The organism is Thiobaca trueperi (assembly GCF_004342175.1).
GTDB lineage: Bacteria > Pseudomonadota > Gammaproteobacteria > Chromatiales > Chromatiaceae > Thiobaca > Thiobaca trueperi.
Genome location: NZ_SMAO01000004.1, coordinates 101,935 through 125,704 on the forward strand (window position 1 = coordinate 101,935; position 23,770 = coordinate 125,704).

General features: G+C 63.3%; 23 protein-coding genes. 19 read left to right on the forward strand and 4 right to left on the reverse strand.

The window, feature by feature from the left end:
• The first annotated feature begins 20 nt into the window (after positions 1 to 20).
• The 12 genes from flhF (at position 21) to EDC35_RS08745 (ending at position 10,740) form a co-directional block, all read left to right on the forward strand.
• Positions 21 to 1,238 carry a flagellar biosynthesis GTPase FlhF gene (gene flhF / locus EDC35_RS08690; protein ID WP_132976858.1) on the forward strand — a complete coding sequence of 406 codons (1,218 nt, stop codon included), beginning with the start codon at positions 21 to 23 and terminating at the stop codon, positions 1,236 to 1,238.
• A complete protein-coding gene (locus EDC35_RS08695) occupies positions 1,225 to 2,052 on the forward strand; it encodes a MinD/ParA family protein (RefSeq protein ID WP_132976859.1) in 828 nt (275 codons plus the stop codon). The genes flhF and EDC35_RS08695 overlap by 14 nt, the downstream gene beginning before the upstream one ends.
• Positions 2,049 to 2,792, forward strand: coding sequence for an RNA polymerase sigma factor FliA (locus EDC35_RS08700; RefSeq protein ID WP_424565290.1), 744 nt, complete (start codon positions 2,049 to 2,051; stop codon positions 2,790 to 2,792). The genes EDC35_RS08695 and EDC35_RS08700 overlap by 4 nt, the downstream gene beginning before the upstream one ends.
• 46 nt (positions 2,793 to 2,838) lie before the next feature.
• Positions 2,839 to 3,216, forward strand: coding sequence for a chemotaxis response regulator CheY (cheY, locus tag EDC35_RS08705; protein ID WP_132976861.1), 378 nt, complete (start codon positions 2,839 to 2,841; stop codon positions 3,214 to 3,216).
• A gap of 156 nt (positions 3,217 to 3,372) precedes the next feature.
• A complete protein-coding gene (locus tag EDC35_RS08710) occupies positions 3,373 to 4,134 on the forward strand; it encodes a protein phosphatase CheZ (protein WP_132976862.1) in 762 nt (253 codons plus the stop codon).
• 25 nt (positions 4,135 to 4,159) lie between these two features.
• Entirely contained in the window at positions 4,160 to 6,268 is a 2,109-nt protein-coding gene (locus tag EDC35_RS08715; RefSeq protein WP_132976863.1) for a chemotaxis protein CheA, read from the forward strand.
• Positions 6,269 to 6,271: 3 nt separating this feature from the next.
• Positions 6,272 to 7,342: a protein-glutamate methylesterase/protein-glutamine glutaminase gene (locus EDC35_RS08720; RefSeq protein WP_132976864.1), complete on the forward strand. Its 1,071-nt coding sequence runs from the start codon at positions 6,272 to 6,274 to the stop codon at positions 7,340 to 7,342.
• Between the two features lies 1 nt (position 7,343).
• Positions 7,344 to 8,087, forward strand: coding sequence for a flagellar motor protein (locus tag EDC35_RS08725; protein ID WP_132976865.1), 744 nt, complete (start codon positions 7,344 to 7,346; stop codon positions 8,085 to 8,087).
• An 8-nt stretch (positions 8,088 to 8,095) separates the two neighbouring features.
• The gene (gene motD / locus EDC35_RS08730) at positions 8,096 to 8,998 is read left to right on the forward strand and encodes a flagellar motor protein MotD (RefSeq protein WP_132976866.1); all 903 of its coding nucleotides are present in this window, start codon (positions 8,096 to 8,098) and stop codon (positions 8,996 to 8,998) included.
• Between the two features lie 260 nt (positions 8,999 to 9,258).
• Positions 9,259 to 9,741, forward strand: coding sequence for a chemotaxis protein CheW (locus tag EDC35_RS08735; protein ID WP_132976867.1), 483 nt, complete (start codon positions 9,259 to 9,261; stop codon positions 9,739 to 9,741).
• Between the two features lie 57 nt (positions 9,742 to 9,798).
• Positions 9,799 to 10,224, forward strand: a complete 426-nt coding sequence (locus tag EDC35_RS08740) for a hypothetical protein (protein ID WP_132976868.1) — start codon at positions 9,799 to 9,801, stop codon at positions 10,222 to 10,224.
• Positions 10,225 to 10,287: 63 nt separating this feature from the next.
• On the forward strand, positions 10,288 to 10,740 hold the full coding sequence (locus tag EDC35_RS08745) for a DUF2802 domain-containing protein (protein WP_132976869.1): 453 nt from the start codon (positions 10,288 to 10,290) through the stop codon (positions 10,738 to 10,740).
• 41 nt (positions 10,741 to 10,781) lie between these two features.
• On the opposite strand, the gene EDC35_RS08750 is transcribed toward EDC35_RS08745, so the two are convergent.
• Entirely contained in the window at positions 10,782 to 11,912 is a 1,131-nt protein-coding gene (locus tag EDC35_RS08750) for a glycosyltransferase family 2 protein (RefSeq protein ID WP_132976870.1), read from the reverse strand.
• A 212-nt stretch (positions 11,913 to 12,124) separates the two neighbouring features.
• Here EDC35_RS08750 and mrcB point away from each other — a divergent pair, with 212 nt between their 5' ends.
• The 7 genes from mrcB (at position 12,125) to radA (ending at position 21,264) form a co-directional block, all read left to right on the forward strand.
• Entirely contained in the window at positions 12,125 to 14,533 is a 2,409-nt protein-coding gene (gene mrcB / locus EDC35_RS08755; RefSeq protein WP_132976871.1) for a penicillin-binding protein 1B, read from the forward strand.
• Positions 14,534 to 14,598: 65 nt separating this feature from the next.
• Positions 14,599 to 15,561: a hypothetical protein gene (locus tag EDC35_RS08760; RefSeq protein WP_132976872.1), complete on the forward strand. Its 963-nt coding sequence runs from the start codon at positions 14,599 to 14,601 to the stop codon at positions 15,559 to 15,561.
• Positions 15,562 to 15,797: 236 nt separating this feature from the next.
• On the forward strand, positions 15,798 to 17,705 hold the full coding sequence (gene yoaA, locus EDC35_RS08765) for a DNA repair helicase YoaA (RefSeq protein ID WP_132976873.1): 1,908 nt from the start codon (positions 15,798 to 15,800) through the stop codon (positions 17,703 to 17,705).
• Positions 17,706 to 17,729: 24 nt separating this feature from the next.
• Positions 17,730 to 18,449 (forward strand): VWA domain-containing protein, encoded by a 720-nt coding sequence (locus tag EDC35_RS08770; RefSeq protein ID WP_132976874.1) that lies wholly within the window; start codon positions 17,730 to 17,732, stop codon positions 18,447 to 18,449.
• A gap of 7 nt (positions 18,450 to 18,456) precedes the next feature.
• A complete protein-coding gene (locus EDC35_RS08775) occupies positions 18,457 to 19,227 on the forward strand; it encodes a J domain-containing protein (protein ID WP_132976875.1) in 771 nt (256 codons plus the stop codon).
• A gap of 6 nt (positions 19,228 to 19,233) precedes the next feature.
• Entirely contained in the window at positions 19,234 to 19,680 is a 447-nt protein-coding gene (locus EDC35_RS08780; protein ID WP_132976876.1) for an SRPBCC family protein, read from the forward strand.
• Between the two features lie 216 nt (positions 19,681 to 19,896).
• Complete coding sequence (radA, locus tag EDC35_RS08785) at positions 19,897 to 21,264, forward strand: DNA repair protein RadA (protein WP_132976877.1); 1,368 nt, start codon at positions 19,897 to 19,899, stop codon at positions 21,262 to 21,264.
• Positions 21,265 to 21,321: 57 nt separating this feature from the next.
• Here radA and EDC35_RS08790 read toward each other — a convergent pair whose 3' ends face one another.
• From EDC35_RS08790 to EDC35_RS08800, 3 genes are all read right to left on the reverse strand, one after another.
• Positions 21,322 to 22,095, reverse strand: a complete 774-nt coding sequence (locus EDC35_RS08790; RefSeq protein ID WP_132976878.1) for a metallophosphoesterase family protein — start codon at positions 22,093 to 22,095, stop codon at positions 21,322 to 21,324.
• 200 nt (positions 22,096 to 22,295) lie between these two features.
• Positions 22,296 to 22,616: a N(2)-fixation sustaining protein CowN gene (cowN, locus tag EDC35_RS08795; RefSeq protein ID WP_132976879.1), complete on the reverse strand. Its 321-nt coding sequence runs from the start codon at positions 22,614 to 22,616 to the stop codon at positions 22,296 to 22,298.
• 212 nt (positions 22,617 to 22,828) lie between these two features.
• Positions 22,829 to 23,491 (reverse strand): Crp/Fnr family transcriptional regulator, encoded by a 663-nt coding sequence (locus EDC35_RS08800; RefSeq protein ID WP_132976880.1) that lies wholly within the window; start codon positions 23,489 to 23,491, stop codon positions 22,829 to 22,831.
• Between the last annotated feature and the right edge of the window lie 279 nt (positions 23,492 to 23,770).

Here is a 23,770-nt window from a genome sequence, read left to right on the forward strand (position 1 = left end):
GCAGTAGGAAGGGGTGGAACATGAATGTACGGCGATATACGGCTCGGGACATGCGCGACGCCATGCGGCAGGTGAGCGAGCAACTGGGTCCGGATGCGGTCATTCTGTCCAGCCGCCGGGTTGGCGAGATGCTGGAAGTGGTGGCATCGGTCGAGCCGGCGCTGTCCGCGCCCCGTCAGCCCGCGTTTGAGCCGCCGCCGCGCGGCACGAGAGGTGCAACCGATCCCGAACTCGCCGCCATGCGCCGTGAACTCTATGACCTGCGCGCACTCCTGGTGCAGCAGCAGAGCCTGAGCGAGCGCGACCAATGGGCGATCCGTCATCCGCTGGCGGCGGAGTGCATCGAGCGTCTCCAGACCTGCGGGTTTGGCGAAAAACTCGCCCGCAGTCTGGCCAGCGGCGTACAGGAAGACAGCACCCCCGAGATCGTCTGGTCGCGTCTGCGAACCCGCATCTCGGCCTCCATCGCCACGGCGTCGCCCACTGTACTCGAACAGGGTGGTATGCTCGCGCTCGTCGGCACCACCGGCGTGGGCAAGACCACGACCATCAGTCGTCTCGCCCTGCGTCAGATCCGGCGCATGGGTCGCGATTCGGTGATGCTCGTGACCCTTGACCGGCAGCGCATCGGCGCTTACAAACAGTTGCAGGCATTCGGTCAGATGGCAGGCGTGCCGGTCATGCTGCTCGAAAGCGAGCGCGATCTGGTTGCCTTGTCGAATCGCGCGGGCGATGGGAAACTGATCCTTATCGATACCGAGGGACAGGCAGCGCGCGACGCGGCGGAGCGCAAACTCTTTGCCCAGATTCGCAATCAGGTCGAGCTCGACACCTGGCTGGTGATCGCGGCGACCCATCAGGCCGGGGTGTTGAAACAGATTCTGCAATCCTTCCAGGCGAGCGATCCGTCTGCGTTGGTGTTGACGAAAGTGGATGAGGCGGAACAGTTGGGCGAAACCCTGTCGGTTTTGCTCGAACAGCGTCTGGGATTGGCGTTTTACAGCGATGGGCAGCGGATTGACGACGATTTTCACAAGGCGGACACCATGTATCTGACCCGGCTTGCGCTCCAGGAGCCGGCCCGCGCCGTGCGGATGTCAGCCGACGCCGAGCGGCGTCCACTGACGGATCCGCCGCCGAGCGGTCTCCCGTTTAACGCTCAGACCCGATCCCAGCCGGAGACCATGGTGCTGGAGTCGGTGGTGCCTTTCAGGAAAGCCGTCCATGCAGCCCATTAGGAACCGGCGACTCAAGAGCATTGCCATCGCCAGCGGCAAGGGCGGTGTCGGCAAGACCAATGTGGCGGTCAATCTGTCCGTGGCCCTGTCCAAGCTGGGGCGTCGCGTCATGCTCTTCGATGCCGATCTGGGTCTGGCGAACGCTGATCTGCTGCTCGGTCTGCGGCCGACCCGGACGCTGCGCGATCTGGTGGCCGGCACGGTGGAAACGCTCGACGAGATTCTGGTGGAAGGTCCGGAAGGCATGCTGCTGGTGCCGTCCGCCTCCGGCATCAGCGACATGGCCAATCTCAGTCCGGTGGAGCACGCCGGTCTGATTCGCGCCTTCAGCACCTACGACCAGCCGCTCGACGTCCTGATCGTCGATACCGCTGCCGGTCTTCAGGACTCGGTCACCAGTTTCTGCCGGGCGGTGCAAAACGTCTTCATTGTGGTCTGCGACGAGCCGGCCTCCCTGACCGACGCCTATGCGCTGATCAAGGTGCTGCATCAGGATCATGGCTTGCGGCGCTTTCGCGTCATCTGCAATATGGTGCGCGATGCCGAATCGGCGCGGCGTCTGATGCACAAACTCTCTTCCGTGTGCGCGCAATATCTGCCTGACGTATTGCTCGACGCTTCGGGTATCATTCCCATGGACGAGCATCTGCGTCAGGCGGTGCAGAAACGCCAGCCGGTGGTGAGTCTCTATCCGGGCAGTCCCGCCGGGCGCGCCTTCACCGAGCTGGCCAGACAGAGTGACCGCTGGGCGGCGGCGGATGCCGACACCGGTGGAATCGGCTTTTTCGTTGAACGGATGTTGCAAAGTGCCTGATGGTTCTCAACCGTTCCTTACCAGGATATGCGAAGGTTGCCGACCGGGCGGAAGAGCTGGTTGCGGCTCATCTCGATCTGGTGCGGCGCATCGCCCATCATCTGGCAGCGCGGCTGCCGGCGTCGGTGCAGATCGAGGATCTGGTGCAATCCGGCATGATCGGCCTGATCGAGGCTTCCCGGCAGTTCCAGGCCGGGCAGGGCGCGACATTCGCCACCTATGCCGGCATTCGTATCCGGGGCGCGATGATCGACGAGCTGCGCCGCGCCGACTGGACGCCGCGTTCCGTTCATCGCAACAGTCGCCGGATTGCCGCCGCGATTCATCAGATCGAGTCGCGCGAGGGGCGGGCGGCGCAGGATCGCGAGATTGCCGCCGAGCTTGAGGTCACGCTCGACGACTACCACGCCATGCTTCAGGATACCGCCAGCGCCCAGATTCTTGGCCTGGAGGATCTTTTCGGCGAGGATATGGAGGCTGACCGCCTGCTGCCGGGCGAGAGTGCGGCGCCGGGCGAGCTGTTCGAGCGCGAGCGATTGCGCGACGCCCTGGCGCAGGCGCTGGCCAGTCTGCCCGAAAAAGAGCGTCTGGTGCTCGCGCTGTATTACGATGAAGAACTCAACCTCCGGGAAATCGGCGCCGTGATTGAGTTAACCGAATCGCGCGTGAGCCAGATTCGCAGTCAGGCGCTCCACCGTTTGCGCGTGCGTCTGAGCGAGTGGAGACAAACTGGTTCATGATTATCAACCCGACCAATGCCACTGGGAGCTTTGCGTGGACAAAGGCATGAAAATTCTGATCGTGGACGATTTTTCCACGATGAGACGCATCATCAAAAATCTGCTTCGTGAACTGGGCTTCAACAACACCATGGAGGCGGACGACGGCAGTACCGCGCTGCCGATGCTGAAAAACGGCAATTTCGATTTCCTGGTGACGGACTGGAATATGCCGAACATGGAAGGCATCGCCCTGCTGAAGGCCGTCCGTGCCGATCCGGATCTGAAATCCCTGCCGGTTCTCATGGTGACGGCTGAGGCCAAACGGGATCAGATCGTCGAAGCGGCGCAGGCCGGGGTCAACGGCTATATCGTCAAGCCGTTCACTGCTGAGACGCTTAAAGAGAAGATCGACAAGATCTTTGAGCGCATCGACGCCCAGTGATAAAGGTGAATGCCGCGCGTCCGCTTTTGATGGCTGTTCAGGCTGTCTGCTGGCGGATGCCGGTTGGGCGTCGGTGTTTCGTTGCGACGTCAGACCCGAGATCACCCTGCCGATCAACGGTCAAGGATCATCAAACAGTTCGCCCGGGAATGATCGATGGACAATGATGAAGAACGCTTGACACGTCAGTTGGATCTGGCGCGCCAACTGGTCGGGCATCTGGAGGTCGGCAATGAAGACGCCGCATCCAATGTGATCCGCCAGTTGAGAATCCCCTATGAGCGGGAACTCTTCGATGAATTGGGCAAACTGACACGCGACCTGCACGAGGCGCTGAACAGCTTTCGCGGCGATTCCCGTCTGGTGGAACTCACCCGTGACGAGATCCCCGATGCGAAGGAGCGTCTCCATTATGTCGTCTCCATGACCGAGCAGGCGACTCACCGCACGCTCAATGCCATCGACGAGGCCATGCCCATCGCGGAGTCCCTGCACGCGCGTTCGGCGGAACTCACCGAGAGCTGGGTCCGCTTTCGCCACCGTGAACTCTCGGTCGTCGAGTTTCGTGAATTCGCCCGTGGCCTGGATGTCTTTTTCGTGGCAAGCGGCGAGGAGACCGAGCGTCTGCGCTCATTGATGTCCGAAATCATGATGGCCCAGGATTTTCAGGATCTGACCGGCCAGATCATCCGGCGCGTCATCCGTCTGGTCCACGAGGTCGAGGAGAATCTGGTCGGGCTGATTCGTCTGTCGAGCGCCCGCATGGAGCCCTCCAGAGTGGTCCAGTCGGCGAATGAAGCGGAAGACGCCACTGTCAGAGGCCAGGGGCCGATCGTTCCCAATACGCACGACGCGGTGGCGGATGTGGTCAGCGGACAGGACGACGTGGACGCGCTGCTTTCCAGCCTGGGCTTCTAAGCCCGCTGCTATCAGGTAATCAGGCATGGCAATCGACCCGAATGACGAGATTCTCCAGGATTTTCTGGTCGAGGCTGGAGAACTGCTCGAAGCGCTGAATGAGCAGTTGATCGATCTGGAGCAGAACCCCGAGGATCGTGATCTGCTCAATGCGGTCTTTCGCAGCTTCCACACCATCAAGGGCGGCGCGGGCTTTCTCAATCTCAACGCCCTGGTGCTGGTCTGTCACCACGCCGAGGACGTCTTCAATCTGCTGCGCAACAATCAGCGCAAAATCAATCCGTTCCTCATGGACACCGTGTTGCGTGTCCTGGATGTGCTCAATGTCATGTTCGGCGATCTCAAGGCCGGCCATGAGCCGGAGCCGGCCCCTGACGGTCTGATCAGGGATCTCGAAAAGCTGGCGGTGCCCGGTGATGCGACACCGCTGCCGACGGTCTCCGCTGTCCCGGCGGCCCCGCCAGTCACGAATTCTCCACCGCCTGAGATCATCGAGCCGGTCGCTGCGGGAGGCGCTGACGCCTCAATGACGCTTGCCGCCGCAGACGACATCACCGAGGAAGAATTCGAGGCGCTGCTGAATGCGCTGCCCGGCGCCGACGGGTCGTTCGCTGTTGACTCCGCTGAACCGGTTGCCATCAAGCCGCCGCCTGCCGCGCCCGCGCCGCCGCCCGCCGCTGCGGACGATCTCATGACGGAGGATGAATTTGATGCGCTGATCAGTCAGTTGCATGGTCAGGGAACGGTTTCCGCCAGTGCTCCGTCGGCACCCCCGGCGCCTGTCACGCCGTCGCCTCAAGCACCGCCAGCCAGTCCGGCCCCGACTCCGGTTCAGTCAGAAACGACCGCTGCGGGAAGCGAGAAGGAGGATGCGGTTGCCGCCTCGTCCAAATCCCCGCGCGGCAGCGCAGCCGTCGCCGAAACCTCGGTACGGGTCGATACCCAGCGTCTGGACGAGATCATGAATCTGGTCGGCGAGCTGGTGCTGGTCCGCAACCGCATGAGTATGCTGCGCACCCGGACGATGGACGAGGAGCTGGGTAAGGCGATCGGCGCCCTGGCGCTGGTAACCGCTGATCTGCAAACGGCGGTGATGAAGACCCGCATGCAGCCGATCAAAAAGGTCTTCAGCCGTTTTCCGCGTGTCGTGCGCGATCTGGCGCGCAGTCTGGGCAAGGAGATCGATCTCGAAACCTTCGGTGAGGAAACCGATCTCGACAAGAATCTGGTCGAGGCGCTGGCCGATCCGCTGGTGCATCTGATCCGCAACGCGGTTGATCACGGAATCGAGATGCCGGATGTCCGGGAGGCGAGCGGCAAACCGCGCAAAGGCACCGTGATCCTCGGCGCGGCGCAGGAAGGCGACCATATCTCCCTGATCATTCAGGATGACGGACGCGGCATGAATCCGCAGATTCTGCGCGAAAAGGCGGTCGAAAAGGGTCTGCTGGATCCGGCCATGGCCGAACGCCTGTCCGATCGCGATGCCTTCAATCTGATCTTCATGGCCGGCTTTTCCACCAAGGAGGAGATTTCCGACGTGTCCGGGCGCGGGGTCGGCATGGATGTGGTGAAGACGCGCATCGCCCAGCTCAATGGCACGGTCGAAATCGATTCGGAGGTCGGGCGCGGCACGAAACTGCTGGTCAAGCTGCCCCTGACCCTGGCGATCCTGCCGGCGCTGATGGTCATTCTGGATGGTCGGCGCTTCGCCATTCCCCTGGCATCGGTCTCGGAAATCCTCGACCTTGATCTGACACGCAGCCATTTTGTCGATGATCAGGAAGCCATCATGGTGCGCAATCATGCGCTCCCGCTCTATTACATCGGTCGCTGGGTGCATCCGAGCCGGCTGGTCGAGCCGCGTACCGATGCCCATGTGGTCGTGGTCCATGTCGCGCAACGCAAGGTCGGGCTGGTCGTGGATGGCCTCGTGGGTCAGGAGGAGGTCGTCATCAAGCCGCTTGGCCGGGGGTTACAGGGCGTTCCCGGTCTGGCTGGCGCGACCATCACCGGCGATGGCGGGATCGCCCTGATCATTGATGTCCCCGAACTCCTGCGGCTCATGGGCCGTCCGGGTTACGGCGGTCGCGCGTCACGCGCACCCCGAATGCCGGCAGCAGCGGGAGTCTGAGTCATGGCGCTGCGCGTGGTTGTCGTCGATGATTCCGGATTTTTCCGCCGACGCATCGTCGAGATTCTCAATGCCGACATCGGCATCGAAGTGGTTGGCACCGCCGTCAACGGCCAGGAGGCGATTGAGGTCGTCAAGCGTCTGGATCCGGATGTGGTCACCATGGACATCGAAATGCCGGTGATGGACGGCATTACGGCGGTGCGTCGCATCATGGCCGAATCCCCGCGTCCGGTGCTGATGTTCTCGACCCTGACGACTGAGGGGGCCAAGGCGACCCTGGATGCGCTGGATGCGGGGGCGATGGATTTTCTGCCCAAGCGTTTCAGCGAAATGGCCAGCGACGAAGACACCGCCAAGATCCTGCTGCGCCGCCGGGTGCGGGCGCTCGCCCGCAGTCGCCGGCCTGCGATCACCCGCGCCGAGCCGCACGACCGTTCACCTGCGCCTGATGTCCCGCGTCCCATTCCGCCGCGAGCGCCAGCCAGCGGCACACCACTTCATTCCCTGCGTGCGGTGCTCATCGGCACCTCGACCGGCGGGCCGGTGGCCTTGCAGGAAGTGCTGAAAGTGCTGCCGAAAACCTTTCCCCTGCCGATCGTGCTGATCCAGCACATGCCCGCCAGCTTTACTCCGGCCTTTGCCGAGCGTCTGAACAACCTCTGTCAGATCGAGGTGCGGGAAGCGGCGGCGGGCGATGTTCTGAAACCCGGCTGCGCCCTGCTGGCGCCGGGAGGCGTGCAACTGGTGCTCGAAGGCGGTGGTTCCCAGACCCGCATCCGGATCGAGGAGAGTCCACCGGGAACCATCTACAAGCCGAGCGTCGATATCACCTTCAACTCGGCCGTGACCGCGCTGAAATCACAGGTGCTGGCCGTGATCCTGACCGGCATGGGCGCCGATGGACGCGAAGGCACGCGGGCCTTGAAAGGGCTGGGCGCTCATGTCTGGGCGCAGGACGCGGCCAGCTCGGTGGTCTACGGTATGCCGGCGGCGGTGGTCGATGCCGGTCTCGCGGATCAGATCCTGGCGCTCAAGGACGTGGGGCCGGCGCTGGTCAAAGGCTTCTGCTGAGGTGGACATCCTGAGCGTGCTCGGGATCCTGCTGGGTCTCGTGGCCATCCTGGGCGGATCGGTTGCGAAAGGCAGCACGGTTGGCGCGCTCTGGAATCTGGCTGCGTTCATCATCGTCGTGATCGGCACCCTGGGTGCGGTGCTGGTGCAGGCGCGCACGCCGGTCTTTCTCCATGCCTTCAAGATTCTGATCTGGGTGTTCCGACCGCCGCGCCTGAATCCGCAGGCCATGATTGCACGTCTCGTCGAGTGGTCCCACCTGTCGCGCAAGCAGGGTCTGCTGGGTCTGGAAAATTTTGCGGATCAGGAAAAAGATCCCTTTATTCGTAAGGGCTTGCAGTTGCTGGTCGATGGAACCGAGCCACAGTCGTTGCGTCAGATCCTGGAGGCGGACCTCGACAACCGCGAAGCCTTCGACTTGCAGGGGGCGAAGGTCTTCGAGAGCATGGGCATCTATGCGCCGACCATGGGCATCATCGGCGCGGTAATGGGCCTGATGGCGGTCATGCAGAATCTGGCCGATCCCAGCAAGCTGGGGCATGGCATCGCGGCCGCCTTTGTGGCGACCATCTATGGCGTTGGTCTGGCAAACCTGCTCTTTCTGCCGGTGTCCAATAAACTCAAGGGAATCATTCAGGCGCGGGCGAACTACCAGGCGATGCTGATAGAAGGGCTGATCTCGATCGCCGAAGGCGAAAACCCACGTAACATCGAAAACAAGCTGAGCGGCTTCATTCAGGGCTGATCGCAGTCATGACACGGCGCAAGAGGCATGAAGAACACACCAATCATGAGGCATGGGCGATCCCCTATGGCGATCTGGTCACCCTTTTGATGGCCCTGTTCGTCGTCCTCTATGCGATATCGGTAGTTGATACCGGCAAATACCGCGTCTTGTCCAACTCGCTGGTCGAGGCCTTCGGCGCGCGGATACCGGTCGCGCCCATCCAGGTCGGAGATCCGACCCTGGCGCTGGAACCCCTGAGCGACGAGGTGCTGCGTTCGCTGGCGCCAGTCGATCTGGGAGCGTTATCCAACTCTGGCCAGACACTGGATCCGCTGTCACCCACGGATTTGGCCATTGAGAGCACGCTTGATGCGGTCGCCGCTCAGGACCGCAGCAGTATCCTGAGTGAGATCAGCGAGATGTCAAAGGAAATGGAGGCCGCACTGGAGCCTCTGATCCAGGAGGGCAATATTCAGGTCAAACGCAAGCCCTATTGGCTCGAAATCACCATCAACACCAGCCTGCTCTTCACCAGCGGGTCGGCCACACTGGAAGCCGCCGCGCGTCCTGCGCTGGCGGAGGTGGCGAAACTGCTCGTCAAGCGGGATGCGCGGATCCATGTCGAGGGCCACACCGACAATCTGCCGATCCGCAATCCCATCTATCCGTCCAATTGGGAGCTGTCCTCCGGTCGCGCCGCAACGGTCGTCAACCTCTTCGCCCAGAACGGCGTTGACCCGAAACGCATGGTCGCAATCGGTTATGCCGAGTTTCAGCCGTTAACCGGTAATGAGACGGAAGCGGGCCGGGCGCAGAATCGTCGGGTGGCAGTGATCGTGCTCCCCAATCCGCCTGCACCTGCGGTTCAAAGCAGCGATGAGCCGGAGCGGCTGCGCAGTGACTATGAGGGCATCGGCAGCATCCGTTAAGTCCGTACACGTCGCGCTGGCGGGTAGCAGACAGACAGGATTCAACCGCGTCCAGAGCGAAATACTGAGTTTCGAGTGAGTTCGATGTTTGGCGCATCGACGGTTCTTGGCTGGGACGCGGTTTAAAATTTTATTTTTAATCTCTATAAACCGCGCCAGCTCCCAGGGTCGTCGATGCTGCCAAGGCTGATCCAGACCAAAAACATCACAGACCGCACGGGGCGCGGTTTAACAGATTCCGCAACTATCGCGAGGAAGCAATGACCGCAGTCGATTCACATGAGAAGACCAAGGGGGCCTCGTCGGCTTTCGTCACATTCAGTCTGGCGGAAGAGACCTACGCCATCGACGTGCTTCAGGTCCAGGAAGTCCTGAAGCTGACTGACATCGCCCCGGTTCCAGGTGTGCCCGATTACATTCTGGGTATCATCAATCTGCGCGGCGACGTGGTGACCGTCATCGATGCGCGCCGACGGATGATGCTGCCTGAACGGGAGCTGGACGATGCCTCGCGCATCGTCATCATCGATGTCGATAATCAGAATGTCGGCATCCTGGTCGATTCGGTCGCCGAAGTGGTGCAGATTTCGCCGGATGCGGTGGATCCCGCGCCAGCGGTTGGCAACGATCAGACCAGTCGCTTCATCCTGGGTGTGACCAGCACCGCAGAAGGTCTGACAATTCTGATCGATATCAATAAATTGCTGTCGGACGATGAGTGGGCCAGCATCCGCGAACTCTGATCCAGGCGCTGTCCTGCAAGAATGATCGCCTGTCAGCGGGAAGCTCAGGAGATGCACATGAGCGATTCCTTCACACCCTTGAAGCCGGTGCACGCACAGATCCCGGCACGGTCGCTGGGTGACGAGCAGGATCGTGAGCTGGCCCGGCATGCGCCGCGGAGCGGCAGAGGCGGGCGACGCGCCAGCGCGCGGTCGGAGCGTCGCGGACGAGAACGGCGCGCGGATGAACGCCGTCAATCCGAACGCCGTCTGGATGAGCGTCGTGCGGACGAACGCCGTCTGGGCGAGCGCCTGTCAGGTGACCGTCGTCTGGTGGAGCGGCGTGCTGTCGAGCGGCGGCTTGACGACCGCCGGGCGACTGATCGGCGTGCGGCGGATCGTCGCCTGCTTAAAACGCGGCAGGTGCGCGGTGCGCAGCAACCGGCAGCCGAAGTGCCACTGTCACCGCGTGGACGTCGCAGGCTGGTCGATGACTATGCCTGAGGTGACGGCTGGCGCCGGATTCGTCCCCTCGGGTGGTTCTGTGCGCTCCTTGTGCGCCAGTCGATGAACGACATCCTGACGTTCGGCCTGACCTGGCTTCCGCCTGTTGTGGCCGTGCTGGCGATGATCCTGGCTGTTTCGGCCTTGTTTTCCATCTCCGCTCTGCGCCGTCAGCTTCGCGAGATCAGGCGCGATGTCCAGCGTCAGAACACCTCGCTGCTGGCCTTGCACGGTGCCATGAAAGTGATTGCCGAGGATGTGATCGCGCATGCTCAGACCCAGTCTTCAGTGCGGCGCACGCTTGAGCGTCTGACCGACGGGCAAAGCGAACTGCGTCTGCGCGATGTTGATGAAGGCCTGTATCCCCAGGCCATCCAGATGATTCACGATGGCCGGAGTCGCGAAGAGGTCCGTCGCCTGTGCGGACTGACCCAGTCCGAAGTGGATCTGCTCTTCAGTCTGCATGCCCAGGATGCCGCTTCCGGGGGTTCCAGGGCGGCGTCACGCCGCCATTGATGAGCCCGAGGTCGGGTGGCGACCCGCCCTGATCTCAAACATCAATCACTCCGTGGCCGCTTCCAGGTGTAAACCGCTGTGACGGCATAATTCCAGACCGCGCCGACCAGGATTCCCGCCAGGGCGGAGAGAAACCAGCCCGAATCGCCCTGCTCGAAGAGATAATTGGCGATGCCCACATTGGCGAGCGCGCCGACCCCACAGGCGAGGACAAAGGTGAGCCAGCCCCAGAGCAGTTGTCGTCCGCGCAGCCGCATGTCGCGGTAGGTCAGCAGATTGTTGAGGAAGAAGTTGCTGGTCATGGCGACCAGGGTGGCGATGGCCTGACCGAGCAGAAAGCCGCCGCCGAGGAGGGTCAGAATTGGCCACAGCACGGCCATGTGCACGAAGACACCCAGACCGCCGATCAGCGAGAAGGCGATGAAGCGTACCGGGATCACCGGCCCGATGACCTTCTGCGTCAGCATCAGCAGATATTCCCAGAGCACGGCCTGTTCGAGCTTGCTGTCTCCGGCATGGCGCTGGCGGAAGACGAATGGCAGTTCACGAAAACGCAGCGGCTGTTCGGCGGATGAGAAAATATCCAGCAGGATCTTGAAGCCGACCCCGCTCAAACGTCGCACGCAGGATTGAACAACATCCGCCCGCACCATGAAAAAGCCGCTCATGGGATCCTGCAACTCGGCATGAATCAGGCGCTGGCCGATACGGGTCGCGAAACGGCTCATCGACTGGCGGCGGTCGCTCCAGTCGCCGACTCCGCCGCCTGCGACATAACGGCTGCCAACGACGATGTCCAGCTCCTCGTCGCGGAGCGTCTGGAGCATGGTGGGCAGGAGCGATTCATCGTGCTGAAGATCGCCGTCCATCACTGCCAGAAAGGGCGCCGAGGTCGCCAGCATGCCCTCGATGCAGGCGGACGACAGACCCCGGCGTCCGATCCGCTGAATCACGCGAATGCGGGCGTCGCGCCGCGCCAGCTCGCGCACCCGTGCAGCGGTTCCGTCCGGTGAGTCATCATCGACGAAGATGATCTCCCAGGCGATTCCGTCGAGCGCGATGGACAGGCGCCGCGCCAGTTCGGCGACCGTGTCCGCTTCCTTGTAGGTCGGCACGATGATGGCCAGCTCGGGCGGCTGGCAGGGCATGGCGGTATTGGGTTGGTCTGGCATAAGATCGAACCTGAAAAGGGGCTGACATGCAGCGTGCGGAGGCGGATTCTAACGCGACCCGCTGTAACAGGTTGTATCGCGGCGCTGCAAATGGGACCATCCACACCTGAAAATCCCGCAACAAGACCGAGTTCCTGATGTTTCCGAATCCGCTTCTGACCCTGTTTCACTCGCAAGCCAGCCGCGCCCTGTCGCCGGGGCGGTGTTGACCGGTGGCGACGGGTAAATCTCGCTCCGCCACGCGCGGACGCAAACGCCGATCCGCGCCCAGGCGTTTCCGTCTGGGCGCCTTTCTGTTTCGCTGGACCCTGCTGCTGGCAATCGGCATCGGTCTGGCCGGGCTGGCCTATGGCGTCCATCTCGACCGCGTGGTGCGGGGTAAGTTCGAGGGCCAGCGCTGGGCGCTGCCGGCGCGTGTTTTTGCGCGTCCGCTGGAACTCTACGCCAATCGCGCCTTGAGCGCCGATGCCTTCGAGTCCGAACTGAAGCGCCTGAATTATCGTGCGGTCGCCAGGCCGTCCGAGCCGGGAACCTATCACCGCGAAGGTGAGAGCTTTGAGATCCAGACGCGACCCTTCCGCTTCTGGGATGGTCAGGAGCCCGGTCGTCATCTGGCGATTCAGTTCGCGGACAGGCAGGTCGCCAGTCTGAAAGACGCCGACGGCGGCGCGGATCCGGCGCTGGTGCGGCTCGACGCCATGCTGATCGCGAGCATCTATCCCACCCACAACGAGGATCGGGTGCTGGTGCGGCGCAAGGAGCTGCCCGAACTGTTGATCAAGACCCTGATGGCGGTCGAGGATCGCAATTTTGACCGTCATCTCGGCGTCGATCCCAAAGGCATCCTGCGTGCCGCTTACAGCAATTTCCAGGCCGGTGCGGTGGTCGAGGGCGCCAGTACCCTGACCCAGCAGTTGGTCAAGAATTTTTATCTCAGCGCGGATCGCACCTTCGAGCGCAAGATCAAGGAGGCCTACATGGCGCTCCTGCTGGAGCTGCGCTACAGCAAGGACGAGATCCTGGAAGCCTATGCCAACGAGATCTATCTGGGCCAGGACGGCAGCCGCGCCATCCACGGTTTCGGACTGGCGAGCAATTTCTTCTTCAATCAATCCCTCAGCCAGCTCGGCATCCCCGAGACCGCGCTGCTGGTCGGCATGATCCAGGCGCCGTCCAGCCTGGATCCGCGCCGTCATCCCGAAGCGGCCCAAAAACGCCGCGATCTGGTGTTGGATGTCATGGTCCGCGACGGTGTCATTACGCTCGCCGAGGCCGACCGCGCCAAGAAAGCGCCGCTTGGACTGCACGAAGGAGGCGGGCGTCCGGTCGGGAGCTACCCCGATTTCATCACCCTGGTGCGGCGTCAACTGCAACGCGATTATCGCGACGAGGATCTGCGTTCCGAAGGATTGAACATCTTTACCACCCTGGATCCGCTGATTCAGGCGACGGTCGAGCGCGCCTTGCCCAAACGGCTGGCCGAGCTGGAAAAGTCGAAGCGCATGAAACCCGGCACCCTGGAAACGGCGGCGGTCGTGACCTCGGTGGATCAGGGCGAGGTGCTGGCGGTGGCCGGTGGACGCCAGCCGGGTTATGCCGGATTCAACCGTGCGCTGGATTCGGTGCGCTCAATCGGCTCGCTGGTCAAGCCGGCGGTCTATCTGCTGGCGCTGTCGCAACCTGATCGCTATACCCTGACCAGCAGCATTGATGACCGTCCGGTGAGTCTGCCGGACGGTAACAAACGCTGGGAGCCGAAAAATTATGACCATCGGGTCTATGGTTCGGTCGTGCTCTATGACGCCCTGGCCCGCTCGCTGAATCTGGCGACGGTCAATCTCGGGCTGAGTCTGGGGACGAGCAAGGTTGCCGACACCCTGCATCGTCTGGGCGCGCAGCGCAAGATCGTCGGGCGGCCCTCGCTGATGCTGGGCGCGGTCGCGCTCTCGCCGCTGGAAGTGGCGCAGATCTATCAGACCATCGCCGCCAGCGGCTATCGCGCTCCGCTGCGGGCGATTCGCGAGGTGGTGGATGCACATGGCCGACCGCTGAACCGCTATCCGCTGGCGGTCGAGGCCGTTGTCGATCCCAAGGCGGCCTTTCTGACGACCTGGGCCCTGCAGCGGGTGGTGACGAATGGCACCGCCAAGTGGCTCGGCGATCAGCTTCCCGAAGGCATGACCATGGCCGGCAAGACCGGCACCACCGACGGTCTGCGCGATAGCTGGTTCGCCGGTTTCTCGGGCGACAAAGTGGCCGTGGTCTGGGTCGGTCGCGACGACTATCAGCCGATGGGGCTGGCTGGCGGCGCGGGCGCGCTGCGGGTGTGGGGCGAATTCATGCTGGCGCTGGACAATGAGCCGCTGTCGGCCTCCCCGCCGGATGGCGTGGTGCTCGCCGATGCCTGTGGACGCGCCAATGTCCCCTATATTGGCAACAGCGCCTCGCGCGTCAAATGTGGCGGCGGTGGCAAACCCGCTGCCAAACGCGAGGCAGGCGGCGGCGCAACGGAACAGGCGGCAGAGCAGGATGCGGTGTCCAAGCCTGAACGCGAGCCGACGCCTGCGCCGCCGCCGAAACCGCCCACCCGCACGCAGAGCCCCTTTCTGGAAAATCTGTAAACTGACACCGGTTCCGCCTGAACCATCGTTCAGGCAGGACTGGTTTAACGAAGACAACATAGCCAATGCAAGCATCCACGACACGGCTGACGAGCCTTATTGCACTGCTGGGATTGACCGCCTGCGGCATGGAGACGCGGGAGGGACCGGCGGCGCCGGTCGTGCAGGTGACGCCGCGTGACTCCGCACCCGTGAAGCCGCCAGAGACCGAACCGGTGCGCGTCGCAACCCCTAAACCGGTCGCGCCATCCAAGCCTGTCACACAGGTCTATGCCTACCAGGATCCGTCCGCACCGCCGGAGCCGGCGCCAGCCGTGCCGGGGCCCGCTCCAGAGTCGGCGCAGGGAGCGACCCCGAGCGCTGGCACCGCCACAACCGCACCGCCGGGTACCGCACCGACTGCACCCGGATCGGTGGCATCCCCAATGGCTCCATCAAGACCGGCGCCGCCGTCCAGTTCCAACGCGCCGGCACCGCCAGCCCCGGCATCCACGGTTGCACAGCCTGCGCCCAACGCTTCCACCCCGATCAAGCCGCCGGAACAGACGCTGGCGAAGGTCGAGCCCAAACCGCCCGAAGCCCCCAAGCCGCCACCAACCACGCCCAAACCGCAGTCCCCAGTGGCCGAAGCGCCCACGCCGCCGCGACCGGCGGAGCGCGCACCGAGTCCACCTGCACCGCCACTGGCAGCACCCAGTCTGCCGCCAGCCGCGCAGGCACTCGCGAGTCAGGCCGAGCAGCAGCGTCAGGCTGGCGACTATGCAGGTGCGGCGGCCTCGCTGGAGCGCTCGCTACGGATCAATGCCCCGTCTGACAGCAAGGCGTATCTCTGGAACCGGCTCGCGCGGGTGCGGATGGAGCAGGGTCAGACCAGTCAGGCAGCGAGTTTCGCGTCCCGTTCCAACGATCTGGCTGGCGGCAACGCGACGGTCAAACAGGACAACTGGCGCATCATCGCCGAATCCAAACGTCGTGCCGGCGATGTGGCGGGTGCCAGCGAGGCCGAGCGCCGCGCCACTGCGAATTGAGCGGCAACGGTGTCGGCGCATCTGCCGATGCGCGTGTTTTTGACAGGATCAAGGTGATTTCCTGAGAAATCCATACCTGATAACGCGCCTCGAATAGACAGGATTAACAGGATTTTTCAGGATGCACAAGATTTTAAATGGTTGTTTTTAATTCTGTTAATCCTGTCTGAATTGAATTCATCCATCCTGCGAATCGGGACACTGCCGTCCGTATTTCCTGCGATCCGTTGAGCGCCATGACCGATCTCTCTCACATCTTCGGCTCTCAAGGGCTGCTGGCCGAGCGGGTGCCCGGCTTCGCCTTTCGGGCGCAGCAGCAGGCGATGGCCGAGCGCATTGCCGCCGTGCTGGAGGCGGGCGGCGTGCTCATCTGCGAGGCGGGGACGGGCACCGGCAAGACCTTCGCCTATCTGGTGCCGGCGCTGCTGTTGGGGCGCAAGACCATCCTCTCCACCGGCACGCGCAACCTTCAGGATCAGTTGTTCCATCGCGATCTGCCCCTGATCCGCGCGGCGCTGGGACTGCCGGTCTCCGCCGCGCTGCTCAAAGGACGCGCCAATTATCTGTGCCGGCATCGGCTCAATCTGGCCTTAGAGGATCTCACGGGGTTGGACCTCGCCCTGCGCGCCCATCTCGGACAGGTGCGCGACTGGTCGAAGGCGACCCAGCGGGGCGACATCGCCGAACTCTCCATCCCGGAGGATGCGCCGGTATGGCCGGCGGTGACCTCCACCACGGATAACTGTCTGGGACAGGACTGCCCGGAATGGCAGGGCTGTCATCTGGTCGCCGCACGGCGCGAGGCCCAGGCCGCCGATCTGGTGGTGGTCAACCATCATCTGCTCTGCGCCGATCTGGCGCTCAAGGACGAGGGTTTCGGTGAGATCCTGCCGGGTGCTGACTGCTTCGTGATCGACGAGGCCCACCAGCTCCCCGAGACCGCCTCCAGCTTTTTCGGCATCTCGCTCAGCAGCCGCCAGTTGCTCGATCTGGCCCGTGACACCGAACTTGAGGCGCGCCACGAGGCAGGCGATGTGCCGGAACTGCCCGACCGTGCCGCACGCCTGAGACGCGCAACGCAGGATCTGCGTTTGGGCTTGGGCGATGCGGATCGGCGCGGCCCCTGGCGCGAACTCGACGCTGAATCAGGGGTGCAGCGGGCGCTGGAGACGGTCGAGCGGCGTCTGTCGGCCTTGGCCGACGCGCTCAAAGCGACCGCCGGACGCGGCAAGGGTCTGGATGCCTGTCTGGCCCGCGCCAAAGATCTGCTCGGTCGTATGCACACCCTGACCGCCGCCGAAACGGCGGACAGCGTGCGCTGGTTCGAGACCCAGGGACGCGGCTTCCGTCTGCATCAGACCCCGCTGGAGGTCGCCGATCTGTTTCGCGAGCAGATCGGTCAGGGACGCACCGCCTGGGTCTTCACCTCGGCCACACTGGCGGTCGGCCAGGGGTTCGCGCATTTTTCGCGTCAACTCGGCATCGAGGAGGCGCTGACCGAGCGCTGGGACAGCCCGTTCGATTATCCGCATCAGGCGCTCTGGTTCGTCCCGCGCGGCCTGCCGCAACCCTCGGAGCCGGGCTATAACCGGCAGGTGCTCGAACTGGCCTGCGAGGTCATCGGCTACAGTCGCGGGCGGGCCTTTCTGCTTTTTACCAGCCATCGCGCCCTGCGTGAAACGGCCGCCGGGCTGGAGGGCCGAATCGAGTATCCGCTCCTGGTGCAGGGCACGGCGCCTCGCGCCGAACTGCTGGAGCGTTTTCGTGAGTTGGGCAATGCGGTCCTGCTCGGCACCTCCAGTTTTTGGGAGGGCGTCGATGTACGCGGTGAGGCGCTGTCCTGCGTGCTGATCGACCGTCTGCCCTTCGCCTCGCCGGGCGATCCGGTGCTGGCCGCGCGCATTGATGCGCTGCGTCAGCGCGGCGGCAATCCGTTCCGCGACTATCAGTTGCCGCAGGCTGTGATCGCGCTCAAACAGGGTGCGGGGCGTCTGATCCGGGGGAGCGAGGATCGCGGCGTGCTGGTGGTCTGCGATCCGCGCCTGCTGTCGAAATCCTATGGCCAGACCTTTCTCGACAGCCTGCCGGCGATGGCCCGCACGCGCCAGATCGAGGATGTGCGGGCCTTTTTTGGCGCGGACTGAATGGTGTCACATCGGGGATGAGCAATGCCGACGAAACGCACGGACATCGACACCGCTTCTAACGCCAGCGCCGTCAACGCTTTTCTGCGTCAGGTCGCGACCACGCCTAAAGCCGGCCCGGCGGGCGGGCGCGGGCGTCTGATCTTTGCCCTGGACGCCACCGCCAGCCGTGAACCGACCTGGGATCAGGCCGCGCAGATCCAGTCGAACATGTTCGTCGAGACCCGCGATCTGGGCGGACTGGCGATCCAGCTCTGTTTCTATCGCGGCTTTGAAGAATTCGAGGCGTCCGACTGGTGCCAGGATGCGGATACACTGCTGAAACGCATGAATCGCGTCGTCTGCGCGGCGGGCTTGACCCAGATCGGTCGGGTGCTCCAGCATGCGCTCGATGAGGCGGCGCGGGAGCGCGTCAATGCACTGGTGTTCGTTGGCGACTGCATGGAAGAAAATCGTGATCGACTCGCCGGTCTGGCCGGTCAGCTCGGACTGCTGGGCGTGCCCGCCTTCGTCTTTCAGGAGAGCCGCGATCCCGAGGCCGAACACTGTCTGCGCGACATCGCCCGACTGAGCGGCGGCGCCTGGTGCCCCTTCGATGTCAACAGTCCACACCTGCTGCGCGATCTGCTCAGTGCCGTGGCCGTCTATGCCGCCGGTGGTCGCCGGGCACTGGAACAGTATGGACAGTCGCGCGGCGGGGCCATTCTCCAGTTAACGCATCAGATGACCCGCAAAGGAACCTGAGACTGCCATGCTCGTTCGCCTGCTGCTCCTGATTGCGCTGATTCTGGCGATCCTCTGGCTGATCTACTGGTTCCGCCGTCTGCCGCCGGAGCGGGCCAGGCGGATCCTGCGCAAAACGCTGCTCTGGGGCGGCGGCGGTCTGCTGGCGCTGGCGGTACTGACCGGGCGTCTGCCGTTCATCCTCGCCGCGTTTGGCGCCACGCTGGGCGCGGTCATCGTGCTGCTGGCGCGGGTCGCGCAGCTCATGCAGTTTTTCCCTTTGCTGCAACGGCTACTGCGCGGACTGGGTCTCGGCGGCGGGGCGGGGTTTGCGCGCACGGGCGGCGCCGGTCAGGCATCAAGCATCCGCACCCGCTTTCTGGAGATGCGTCTGGACCATGCCACGGGTGTGCTCGATGGCAGCGTGCTCGACGGTCCCTTCAAAGGGCGTCAGCTCAGCGAACTGGCGCTCGAAGACTTGCTGCGGATGCTGGAGTTCTATCGCGACAGCGATCCCCGGTCGGTCCCCGTCCTCGAAGCCTATCTGGACCGTGAGCGTGACGCCGACTGGCGCGAGCGGATGGACGCCCGTGCCAGTACCGGACGCCCGCCAGCGAATACGGCCAGACTGACCGAGGCCGAGGCCTGTTCGATCCTGGGTCTCGAACCCAACGCCGATCCCGAGACCATCCGCGCCGCCCATCGCCGGCTGATGCAGCGTCTGCACCCGGATCGCGGCGGTTCCGATTATCTGGCGGCGCAGATCAATGCCGCCAAGCGCCGCCTGCTGGGAGACTGATGCGCCATGGTCAAGACCCAGGCCGAAACCCTGATCCACTGTCCCGCCACGCAGGTATTCGGCTTCGTCGCCGAGGATTTCGTCCGCAATTATCCGCGCTGGTCGCCCGAGGTGAAGCGGATCGATGCCCTGACCGATGGCCCGATCCAGGTCGGCTGGACTGGGCAGCAGGTGCGGATCGATGCCGGACGCCGGAGCGACAGCCGGTTCCGCGTCATCGCCTTCGAGCCCGAACGCTGTCTGATCTTTCAGGGCATCTCTGATCCCTATCAGATCGACTACTGGTTCGAGCCGGTCGGCGCCCAGACCCGTGTCGTCTTCGTCTTTGAACTCCAGCACCTGAAGCCGATCCTGCGCCCCTTCGAGTCCCTGATCCGCCGCGTCGCCCAGGACAGCACCGAGCGGACGGTGAGCAATCTCAAATCGCTCATCGAGGCCGAACGCGTTGCATAGGAATTTCCTGATCCGGAGATCTGGTGACGAAGCTGGAGCTTCGTCACCCGCGAGACGAAGCTCCGCTTCGCGACTCCGAGTGATGAGTGCTCAGGTTGATCCAGGCGAAAGCTCGAAGCCGCCGTCTTGTGAAGCAGAGCTTCATCGCTGAGGTCACGAAGCCGGAGCTTCGTGACCAGAGAAACGCGCGTCGTAACCCGACTTGAGAAACCAGCAATGGCCGCACCCAAACCCCGCACCGCTTATGTCTGCAACGCCTGCGGCGCGCGTCATCCCAAATGGGCCGGTCAGTGCAGCGATTGCGGTGCCTGGAACAGTCTGGTCGAGGTCGCCGAGAGCAAACGCCCGGCACAGCGGGGTGGCGGTTACACCGGCGCGGCGGAGTCCAGCCGGATCGAGATTCTGTCCGAGGTCAGCCCCGAGGAGCGCGAGCGTATCCTGAGCGGAATCGGCGAACTGGACCGGGTGCTCGGCGGCGGTCTGGTCAGCGGCTCGGTGGTGCTGATCGGCGGCGATCCGGGGATCGGTAAATCGACCCTGCTGCTGCAAGCCTGCGCCGCGCTGGCGACGGCGTATCCGGTGCTCTATGTCAGCGGCGAGGAATCGCCCCAGCAGATCGGGCTGCGTGCACGCCGGCTGGGTCTGGCCGGCGATGGCATCCGGCTGCTCGCCGAAACCTGCGTCGAGCGCATCCTGGAACAGGCGGCAGCCGAGCGTCCCCGCATCATGGTGGTCGATTCGATCCAGACCCTGTTCACCGAGGCGCTGCAATCGGCCCCCGGATCGGTGTCGCAGGTGCGCGATTCGGCGGCGCAACTGGTGCGCTTCGCCAAACAACAGGACACCATCGTCTTTCTGGTCGGCCATGTCACCAAGGACGGCTCGCTGGCCGGGCCGCGTGTACTGGAGCATATGGTCGATACCGTGCTCTATTTCGAGGGCGAGCACGGCGGACCCTTTCGTATCGTGCGCTCGATCAAGAACCGCTTCGGCGCGGTCAACGAACTGGGTGTCTTCGCCATGGGCGATCACGGTCTGCGCGAGGTCAAGAATCCGTCGGCCATCTTTCTCTCCCGGCATGACGAACCCGTCTCCGGCAGTCTGGTGATGGTCACGCGCGAGGGCACGCGACCGCTACTGGTCGAGGTCCAGGCGCTGGTCGATGAAAGCCCGCTCGCCAATCCGCGCCGGGTCGCGCTGGGGCTGGATCAGAACCGGCTGTCGATGCTGCTGGCGGTGCTGCACCGGCATGGCGGCGTCGCGCTCTTCAATCAGGATGTCTTCGTCAACATCGCCGGCGGGGTGCGGATCGCTGAAACCGCCGTCGATCTGCCGCTCATCATGGCCGTGCTGTCGAGCTATCGCGACCGCCCGCTGCCGCTGGATCTGGCGGTTTTCGGTGAGGTCGGTCTGTCGGGCGAGGTACGCCCCGTCCCCAATGGACCGGACCGGCTGCGCGAGGCGGTCAAGCACGGCATCCGTCGTGCCATCGTCCCCAGGGGCAACGCGCCCAAGGAAGGCGTGGAGGGATTGGACATCGTCGCCGTGCGGACACTGGGTGAGGCGCTGGAGGCCGGATCCTGAACGGAGTCGAGCGGTTGGCCGTCCGCTGGAAGCTGATCGCTGGCGGCTGACGGCGCTTTAAGGCAAGCGGCGCGTGTCGATAAAGGTCTGCTCCTCGCCATCGAGCACCAGACAGGTCAGCCGCCCGGTGGCGAAGGCGCCGGTGTCGATACCGATCCGGTTGCTCTTGACTTCCGGCTCGTCGCAGATCTGATGCCCATGCACCACGACCTTGGGGTGCGGTTTGGCGTAATGCAGAAATTCATCCCGGATCCAGATGAGGTCGTCCGGGTTTTGCCGCTCAAGCGGGATGTTGGGCCGAATGCCGGCATGAACAAAGCAGTAATCGCCGAACACCCGCCAGGTCTCCAGCCGGTCGAGAAAGTCGAGCTGATGCGCCGGCATCCTGAGCGCCAGCTCCTCTGCCACTTGATGCAGGGGTTTCGGTGCATTCTGAATCCGCGTGCTGACCCCATAGGAACTCAGGGCGGCGAGACCGCCATACAGTATCCAACTGGAGTGGGCTTCCGGATGCCGCATGAAATTGCGCATCACCTGTTCGTGATTGCCCATCAGATGGATCGACGTGAAATCCGGGAGCGGGCATGTGATCAGGCGTTCGAGCACATCGTAGCTAGCGGGACCGCGATCGACATAGTCGCCCAGATAGATGGCAATCTTCTGCCGGTACGGATGCCGCGTGGCGTCGTTCAGTATCCGTTCATGCAGCAGACGCAGCAGATCGTCGCGTCCATGAATGTCGCCGATGGCGTAGATCCGCATGTCCTCTGGCGTGCGGGGACATCCCGCCGCATCGGTCGATGCCTGGTTTTTTCTGAAGAGATTCAACATTTTTCTACGCTAAACCGCGTCCAGCGCGATATGCGTCATTTCCAATTTGTGTTTAGTTCTGGGGATGTCACCGACTTTAGTGGAGACGCGGTTTAAAATTTCAAATAATTGAATATCTTAAACCGCGCAGGCGCCAACAGTCGTCAATTCTGCCAAGGCCGACCCAATTCCCAGGCATCACATACCGCACCGGGCGCGGTTTAACAACACTCTTCCTCAAGCTGCAACAACAGCTCAAGCGCCTCATCGTCGCCGGTGGTCTCGAACAGTTCGCGGATCTGGTTCAGGTGCGAGTGCACCAGGAACAGATCGTCCGGCGCCAGGCCGTGCGCCGGCTGGCGTTTGGCCATGAAATAGTCCCAGAAGGCCCGTCCGGCGCCGGCCGCCTCCTGGTTGCGTTCGATGCATTCCATGACGCGGCGGGCATTGCCGTCGCAATCGATGCCGTCGAAGGTGATATAGCGGTCGGCCTGTTGCTGCTGGCAGGGGCAATCGATCAGGGTGGTGGATTCTGCATTCATGTTCGTCTCCTAAACCGCGCCCAGTGCGGTATGCGATGTGGATCAACCCTGGCAGCATCGACAAACGTGGGAGCTGGCGCGGTTTAAACCATTAAAAATAAAAAATTTTAAACCGCGTTCCCGCCAAGGGCCGTGGATTCACCAAACGTCGGATTCAACTCGAAGCTCAGCCTCTCGCTCTGGACGCGGTTTAACGTTGCGACGCCAGGACTTTAGCGTGATTGACGCAGATTGTCCGTCGGCTGGCCGACACTTGGCGGGCAGAGTCGGGCCAGCGCCTCGCGCGAATAGATGCAGAGGTTGCCACGTCCCCGCCGCTCGATCAGCCCCTGGCGCTCCCACAGATTGATGAGCGAGGAGACGGTCTGCCGGGTGGTGCCGAGCAGGCTTGCAACGTCCTCCATGCTGAGGTCGAGCGGCACCAGACAGCCCCGCTCAAGCGGTGTTCCGCGCCGGTCGGCCAGACCGAGCAGGAAACGGGCAAGTCGCGCCGGCACCTCGCGAAACGCCAGATCCTCGATCAGATGCACGGCATTGTTCAGGAGCTTGCCGAGCACGCGCATCATGGCCGGCGAGACGGATGGCTCGCTGATCAGCTTGCGGGCGAATTCGGCGGTGTCGAGGAGATAGATGACGCTCGTCGCCACCGCCTCGACATAGGTCGGCGTGTGGGTGGTATAGATGTCGCCCGGTTCGAGAAAGGTCAGGCTGAGTTCGCGATTTTCGCCGATCAAATAGACCCGCAGGCGTCCGCTGTGCACGATGAACACCTGATCGCGCGTGCTCGATGGCGTGGCCAGCAGACAGCCCCTGTCCAGTTCGCGACGCGCGAAGCCGGTCAGCAGGTTTTCCGGAAGCGGCGGCTGGTCGGGCATCGCAGCGGAGTCTGGGGATGGTGAATGCGCGTTCATAGCGAGCCGGAAGCAAAACAGGGGCCAGACGGAAACCGTCGATCAATCGGGTACTTGCCGAATCGGGACTGTGGCATTACCGACATTCTCGAACGAATCCCACAGCAACCGGCGTCTGTCGCCGCGACGAGTCGTCCCGAGACAGCCGCAGAATCCGGGTGTGGTCAGTTTGTCGGAGCTTGAAGATCAGGACGCGCGCAACCGCTTGCGGCTGACATTCAAACCCATCTGCGAATCTAGGGC